Source organism: Pontibacter beigongshangensis (assembly GCF_014332515.1).
Lineage (GTDB): Bacteria > Bacteroidota > Bacteroidia > Cytophagales > Hymenobacteraceae > Pontibacter > Pontibacter beigongshangensis.
Window position 1 is genome coordinate 1 of the sequence record NZ_VFSD01000044.1, and the last position, 7,696, is coordinate 7,696.

General features: G+C 55.3%; 6 protein-coding genes. 5 read left to right on the forward strand and 1 reads right to left on the reverse strand.

The features are described from left to right. Window positions 1–128: 128 nt before the first annotated feature. Window positions 129–941 carry an SDR family oxidoreductase gene (locus tag FJM74_RS21935; protein WP_187264797.1) on the reverse strand — a complete coding sequence of 271 codons (813 nt, stop codon included), beginning with the start codon at window positions 939–941 and terminating at the stop codon, window positions 129–131. Window positions 942–1,399: 458 nt separating this feature from the next. On the opposite strand from FJM74_RS21935, the gene rlmD reads away from it, so the two are divergent. The 5 genes from rlmD to FJM74_RS21960 all read left to right on the forward strand — a co-directional run bounded on the left by rlmD (window position 1,400) and on the right by FJM74_RS21960 (window position 7,575). Further along, the gene (gene rlmD / locus FJM74_RS21940) at window positions 1,400–2,824 is read left to right on the forward strand and encodes a 23S rRNA (uracil(1939)-C(5))-methyltransferase RlmD (RefSeq protein WP_317175595.1); all 1,425 of its coding nucleotides are present in this window, start codon (window positions 1,400–1,402) and stop codon (window positions 2,822–2,824) included. A gap of 319 nt (window positions 2,825–3,143) precedes the next feature. Continuing rightward, window positions 3,144–3,512, forward strand: coding sequence for a hypothetical protein (locus FJM74_RS21945; RefSeq protein ID WP_187264798.1), 369 nt, complete (start codon window positions 3,144–3,146; stop codon window positions 3,510–3,512). A gap of 288 nt (window positions 3,513–3,800) precedes the next feature. Then, entirely contained in the window at window positions 3,801–6,356 is a 2,556-nt protein-coding gene (gene hrpB, locus FJM74_RS21950; protein WP_187264802.1) for an ATP-dependent helicase HrpB, read from the forward strand. A 156-nt stretch (window positions 6,357–6,512) separates the two neighbouring features. Continuing rightward, the gene (locus FJM74_RS21955; RefSeq protein WP_187264799.1) at window positions 6,513–7,043 is read left to right on the forward strand and encodes a GreA/GreB family elongation factor; all 531 of its coding nucleotides are present in this window, start codon (window positions 6,513–6,515) and stop codon (window positions 7,041–7,043) included. A gap of 43 nt (window positions 7,044–7,086) precedes the next feature. Next, the gene (locus tag FJM74_RS21960) at window positions 7,087–7,575 is read left to right on the forward strand and encodes a hypothetical protein (RefSeq protein ID WP_187264800.1); all 489 of its coding nucleotides are present in this window, start codon (window positions 7,087–7,089) and stop codon (window positions 7,573–7,575) included. Window positions 7,576–7,696: the final 121 nt, after the last annotated feature.

Below are 7,696 nucleotides of genomic sequence, written 5' to 3' on the forward strand. Positions count from 1 at the left end.
CTAATTAAAAGTTCAAAATTAGAATTTATGGGGGCGCTCTAATTTTGCAGCATCCGATGAATATAAAACAAGAGCCAAAGAAGACTACTGGTGCTTCTCTGGCTTTTGTCTGTTGAATGTGCTTGTACTTACTTTTTCTTCAGAGGCGAATCTTTTTCTTTCGCCATGACATTGTACACCAGCCTGTCGGCCAGGCTCGGGAATAGCTTGTTTACCCAGACCGCCATTTTGCCTTGCAGCGTCATCACGAGGTCGCGCCTGCGTTGCTGCGTAGCTTTTAGAATCCGTTCGGCTACTTCTTCGGCGCTCATCATTTTCTCCTCTTCGCGCGGTGTTTCGCCCTGCTGCTGCCCATCGGCGGCCAAGGCCGAGTTGCGGATGTTGGAGGCCGTAAACCCAGGGCAGGCGATGAGCACGTGTACGCCTGAATGCAACAGCTCCGTCCGGAGCGTCTCCAGGAAGCCGTGCATGGCAAACTTGGAGGCGGAGTAACCTGTGCGGGCGGGCAGGCCACGGTAGCCGGCAATGGAGGAGATGCCAATAATAGAACCCCTGGCAGCCTGAATATAGGGCAACGCGAATTTAGTGGAGTACACGGTGCCCCAGAAGTTTATGTCCATCACCTTCCGGATCACGTCCAGGTCGAGGTCCTGGAAAAGGGCCCGCATCGAAATACCGGCATTGTTGATGAGGACATCGAGCTTGCCGAACCTGGCCACCGTTTCAGCCACCATGCGCTCACATTCCTGCTCCACGGCCACGTCTGCCTTAATGGCGATGTTCTCGATGCCGGCCGCTGTTAGTTCGTGGGACGTTTCCTGCAGCCGTTTCGCATCGCGCCCCGAAAAGGCCACCTTCGCTCCTGCCCTGCCAAAGGCAAAGGCGCAGGCTCTGCCGATGCCGGAGGTGCCGCCTGTAATAAGTACTACTTTATCTTTCATGGTAACCAAAGTTTTACCGCAGTTTTAACTGCTCCTGCAAAGTTATTATTTATGCTGAAAGGAACAGTGAAAGCGTTCTTCTTCCTTACATGCACCTGCTCCCAGGCCTCAGTGGCAGGCCTGGGAGCAGCAATTATTCTAATGAAAAAGCCCCTTCGGAGGCTTTTTAAAACACAGGACGTTTTAGGAGTGAAAAGTTAATGGCTAAGAGTTAGGAGTTTAGAATATATTTCCCTCTCTCCTGCACACTATCAAAATCTCTCCATCCCCAACTTGAACAAGTAGCACATCAGCACATCAAACCATTAGCATATAAACCCTTGAATTATTTCAATGAAAACAGCCCTCCATAGCTACTGCCACTCCTGCTGCTGCTCTTTTCGTCTGCCATTTACCTTAATCTCCAAATTTTCAAATCTTAAAAACTCCTCCCGAATTTTCCTTAATTTTGCAGCATCGTGAGAAAACAGAAGAAAAAGCAGAAGTTCGAGCTTATCGAACAGATCCGGATAGAAGAGATGGTCGCCGAGGGAAAATGCCTGGCACGCCACAACAACATGGTGATCTTTGTAGGCGGCGTGGCCCCCGGTGACGTGGTAGACATTCAGGTCACTAAAAAGAAGAAAAGCTTTATGGAAGGTCGCGCGGTGCAATTCCATAGCTACTCCGACTTGCGCGTAGAGCCGTTCTGCGAGCATTTTGGCGTGTGCGGCGGCTGCAAGTGGCAACACCTGAGCTACGACACCCAACTGCATTACAAGCAGAAGCAGGTACAGGACAACCTGGAGCGGATCGGCAAAGTGGCTCTGCCTCCCTTCGACCCGATCCTGGGCAACGACCGCGACAGGTACTACCGCAACAAGCTGGAGTTCACCTTCTCCTGGAACGGCTGGCTCACCAACGAGCAGATAAACTCGGGCCAGGAGTTTGAGCGCCGCGCGCTCGGTTTCCACATACCCGGCCGCTTCGATAAAATTCTGGACATCAAACACTGCTACCTGCAGCCCGACCCTTCGAACGCGATACGGCTGGCGGTGCGGGATTATGCGCTGGCGCTGGACCTGCCCTTTTATGATGCCGTGAAACAGGAAGGCTTCTGGCGCAACCTTGTTATCCGGACGGCCAACACCGGCGAACTGATGGTGCTGCTGCTCGTGAAATGGAATGAACCCGACGTGATAACCGGTGTACTGGACATGCTGCACGAGCGGTTCCCGGAAATAACCTCGCTGCAATATGTGGTAAACCCCAAGCTGAACGACACTTACCACGACCAGGAGGTGATCTGCTACAAAGGCTCGCCTTATATTCACGAAGAAATGGAAGGCATCCGTTTCCGCGTTGGTCCGAAATCCTTTTACCAGACTAACTCTGAGCAAGCCTATGAGTTGTACAAACTAACCCGCGAGTTTGCCGGCCTCACCGGCAACGAACTGGTGTATGACCTCTACACCGGCGCCGGCACCATCGCCAATTTTGTGGCCAGGCAAAGCCGCGAAGTTATCGGCATTGAGTATGTGCCCAGCGCCATCGAAGACGCAAAGATCAACTCGGAGATAAACAACATCACCAACACCACGTTTTATGCCGGCGACATGAAAGACATTCTTTCGGATGAATTAATCGCGCGCCATGGCCGGCCTGATGTGGTGATCACAGATCCGCCACGCGCCGGCATGCACCCCGACGTGGTGGAGAAACTGCTGCAGCTGCACGCCGACCGCATTGTGTACGTAAGCTGCAACCCGGCCACGCAGGCCCGCGACCTGGAGCTGCTCTCAGACAAGTACGACGTGCTGCGCGTACAACCCGTAGATATGTTCCCGCAGACGCACCACGTAGAAAACATCGTGCTGCTGAAAGCGAAAACTTTGTTAAGTTAAGAGTTAAAAGTTATGAGTTAAGAGTTGAGAGTTGAAATTAGCAGCAACAGCAGAAACAGAAGGTATTGGAGGGGCTGTTTCATTTAAATAATTGATGGTTGTTGATTGTTAGATGGCTTGTTGGTTACAAAGGTGATAAAAAAAGCTGGTTACCCGTTTTTCATCCTGAAAAGGATCTTGTCGGTGAGAAGCGCGTACGAAAGACAGGGCAAACATCCTGTCAGTCCTTGTATCCTGTAACTCCTAATCCTTAAAGTCTCTAGGGAAAACAATAGTCCTTTGTCTTGTGTCTTGATACTTGTGTTCAAAAATTAAAACCATGGAAAACGATCCGGAATTAAATGGAAAATACCTCGGCACCATCACCCAGAATTTTGTGTTGGTAGCCGAAACGTTACGGGAGGCTTCGTACCAGGTGCGCAAACGCCAGATATCCAAATACCCGATTTTTGTATTTAGCCGCACGCCAGTGCCAGTAGGCTCCTTATTTCTGGCCAAAGAGGAACTGGCCCTGGAGTGGGATATTTCTGCCTCATACCTGGAGGATTTTGTGCAGCGAAAACTGGTGGCAGAAGACAAGGTAGAAGAGTTCGAGGCCGCCTACAAAGACCCCGACGAGTTCTGCTGCCTGTTTGTGTTAGACGAGGACTTCACCAATTTTGTGTTCATCCCATTTCCGGAGGATTAGTGCCTGAAGGCAGTATATCCTCCGGAGCGTGCTGGTGCTTCTGCAATCGTGCAGCAGGAGCACCAGCACGCTCCGGAGGGCCAAAACCATTCGAATAATTTCTCCAGTTCTCCCTCATTCTTTGCCCTCCAAAAATTCTAATCGACATCTCCTGCCCCGGAAACTTTGCCTGAGTATTGCATAAGGCAGCATCAGCAACCCAAAAAGGAGTTTTTTTACCAGAAGTGCAATATGCCGCCCAAACCAAAAAGCGAACTTTTCAAAAAGAATTCCGAATTTTGAGGTGTGATGCCAACTTCTGATATACTCCAAAACCTGCCCGACCTGCCCGTCAAAGAAGCCCTGCCCCGGCTGCTGCAGGCACTGGACACCAACACAAGAGCCGTGCTCGAGGCGCCCCCCGGTGCCGGCAAAACCACCCTGGTGCCACTGGCCCTGCTGGAGTCCGGCTGGCGAAACGATGGCAAAATACTCGTGCTGGAGCCTCGCAGGCTGGCAGCACGGGCAGCAGCACAGCGCATGTCTGACCTGCTAGCTGAGCCGGTGGGGCAAACCGTGGGCTATTGGGTTCGCATGGAACGGGCCGTTTCTAAAAAGACCAGGATCGAAGTCGTAACCGAAGGCATCCTGACGCGCCTGCTACAGGAAGACCCTGCGCTCGAAGGCATTGCCGCCATCATTTTCGATGAGTTTCATGAACGGAGCCTGCATGCCGACCTGGGCCTGGCGCTCGCCCTCGATGCACAAGCCGTTCTGCGCCCCGACCTGCGCCTGCTCGTGATGAGTGCCACCCTGGATGCCGCAGCGGTAGGAAGCTGGCTCGGAGCCCCTGTTATCCGGAGCGAAGGCCGCCAGTACCCCGTCGAAACACATTACCTCTCTCCTGCCGAGGTTGCTGCTGCCGGCACCCGGCCTGCCCAGCGCCTCACGAACCTGGTTCCGAAAGCCATCAGGCAAGCTCTTTCAGCAGAAGCAGCAGGCGATATACTGGTCTTTTTGCCGGGCATGGGCGAAATGCGCCGGGTGGCGGAGCAACTGGAAGGAAAGTTGCCCGCTGCCACCGATCTGCACGTGCTGCACGGCGACCTGAGCCTCTCGAAACAGTTGGCGGCCATACAACCTGCTCCCCGGGGCAGGCGAAAAGTTGTGCTTGCCACCAGCATCGCCGAAACCAGCTTAACCATAGAAGGTGTAAAAGTGGTGATTGACGGAGGCTTTGCCCGCGTACCAAAGTTTGTTCCCCGCACCAGCCTCACCACCTTGGCCACACTTCCCGTGTCGCAGGCGGCTGCCGATCAGCGCCGTGGCCGTGCCGGACGTTTAGGCCCCGGCACCTGCCACCGCCTCTGGACGCTGGCCGATCAGCAGCAGCTCCCGCCACGCCAGGCCCCCGAAATCTGCGAAGCTGATCTCAGCAGCCTCGCCCTGGAACTGGCACTTTGGGGAGTAAAAGATGCCACAGACCTCAAATGGCTCGATACACCACCAGCTGCTGCCCTGGCGCTGGCACAAGACCTGCTGCGCCGCCTCGAAGCCATCGACCACAGCGGCAAACCCACGGCACATGGCAAAGCGCTTGCATCGCTGGGCCTGCACCCGCGCCTGGGGCACCTGGTCATGCGTGGCCACGAGCTTGGCTTCGGCACCACCGCCTGCAACCTGGCGGCCCTGCTGGCCGAGCGCGACATCCTCAAGCCGATGGATTTCTCTAATGAAAACAGCCTTCCGGACCTGCACCTGCGCCTGGAGCTGTTGGCCGGCAAAAGACCCCATACCCCCGGCTTCACTACCGACGAAAACACGCTACGGCGCGTGAGGGAGCAGGCCCGCAACCTGCGCCAGCGTATGCGCCTGCCCGACAGCCCTACGCAACTAGAGGCCATTGGCTTGCTCAGCGCCCTCGCCTACCCCGACCGGCTGGCGCAGCGGGAGTCATCTGGTAAAGTTAGGCTCATCTCCGGGCAACGGGCTGCTTTGCCTACAGAGCTTTTTGGGGAAGAAAACTTTTATGGTGCAGCGCACCTGGACCTGAGCAGGCAGCCACGCGTGCTATTGGCGGCTCCGGTTGCCAAAGCCGACATCTTGAAGCATTTTGCCGGGCAACTGGAGCAGCTACAGGAGGTACGCTGGGATGCAGTTACCGAGCGGGTGGTGGCGCGGCAGTTTACCCGGCTCGGTGCGCTGGTGCTGGAAGAAACCGCCCTCCCCAATCCTGACTCCGAACTGGTGGCAAACGCCTTGCTGCAGGCTTTACTCGAAAAAGGGATAGACCGCCTGCCCTGGTCAGACACTGCTCAGCGGACCCGCCAGCGGCTGGCTTTCCTGCACCACCTGGCACCGGAGCAATGGCCCGATGTATCAGATACCACCCTGGCTGCCTCGGCTGAAGAATGGCTCTTGCCGCATCTGCCCGGCCTGCGCTCGCTGGAGCATGTTACCAGGTTAGATTTCGATGAGATATTGCTTGCCAAACTTTCGTGGGAGCAGCGGCAGGAAATGGATAGGCTGGCCCCATCGCACCTGCCGGTGCCCAGCGGCTCCCGCATCGCCCTCGATTACACCGATGTAACCACACCTGTGCTGGCAGTGCGCTTGCAGGAAGTCTTCGGCATGCTCGATACGCCCAAAATCGGAGGCGGCAAAGTGCCGCTGCTCATCCACCTGCTGTCGCCTGCCTCCCGCCCCGTGCAGGTCACCCGCGACCTCCGCAGCTTCTGGACCACCGGCTACTTCGACGTGCGCAAAGACCTCCGTGGCCGCTACCCCAAACACCACTGGCCCGACGACCCGCTCACTGCCACACCCATCCGGGGGACCAAGAAAAGACCAAACCCACCGGTTTAACCTGTAGCCTCATCCCTTGCGGCTAATCATGCTCCCAAACCTTTGGAGGGCTATATTCATTAGAATAATTACTCAGCACGCTAACTCCTGACTCACAAACTCTAGCACTCAGCTAAACAAAGTAACCTGCCTTCACTGGCTTCCGTTTTACAAGCTATGAGCAGAGCGTTTGTAAAAGAAGATGATGCGGGAGAGCCACCACTAATCCCTCCCCGGGCGGCGCTGCCCCCAGGCACGCCCAATTATATGACGCCCCGCGGACTGGCCTTGCTTAAGGATGAGCTGGCCGAACTGGAGGCCGAGCGCACTCAAGCAGAAGCCAACCGCGACGACGAAGCCAACCGGACCAGACAGCTCACCATCCTGAACGGCAGGCGAAGTGCCTTGAACGAGCGCATAGCAAGCGCAAAAGTGGTTGAACCACAGGAGCAGCCTCCTGAGGAAGTCCGGTTCGGAGCCACCGTTACCCTCCGCACCCTGAAAGGCGGCAAACCTGGCACTGAAAGAACCTTTACAATTGTAGGCGTAGACGAAGCCTCCGTGGCAGATGGCTTGATAGCGTTTGTGGCCCCCATTGCCAGGTCGGTTGCCGGCGCCCGGCTGGGCCAAAGAGTCACGCTACGCCTGGGCCGCACCCAGGAAGAGGTGGAGGTAACGGCCATCTCTTATGCCCAATCTATCTTATAAGATTACTCAACCTGATGCCAACGGCCAAACATAACCCTACACCATGACCTCACACACAAACCCCGATACGCTGTTGCGAACTCACCTGGTGGAGCTCCTTACGGGTGGTTTTGCTCCGAACGTGATCCTGCTCCGAGAGTTTCAATTCGAAAAAGCCGCTGTCATGTTAAATGGCCTGCACTTTTCGGCTTGGGTGCTGCTGGGGCACATGCGGGCCAGGCAGCAAACCCTGCTCCGGTTCATGCAGGACCCGCAACAAAACCAGGAAGTGTGGCTCGATGCGCATTGGCTCGATGCGCATTGGCCCGAAAATCACCAGCCTGCGAGCGAACAGGAGTGGCAGCAGGCCATCGATGCTTTTGAAAAAGAACTCCAGGAAATGATCCTGATCGTGCAGGACCCGGAGCGGCAGCTGTTTGAGGTGCATCCCAATGGAAAAACCCTCGCCTGGGCCGCCATCACGGCACTGCACCACAACAGCTATCATATCGGGCAGCTCAAAACCATCGGGCGGCAGTTGGGTGTGTGGTAACTGTTAAATAAACGTGTCTGAATAAATCCAGCAATTCGCCAATCCCGATCAAATGAAAATCCTTTTCAACTTTCCATGAAGGCCGATTTCCCCCAATTTCTAATTTTGAACTTCTAATTTT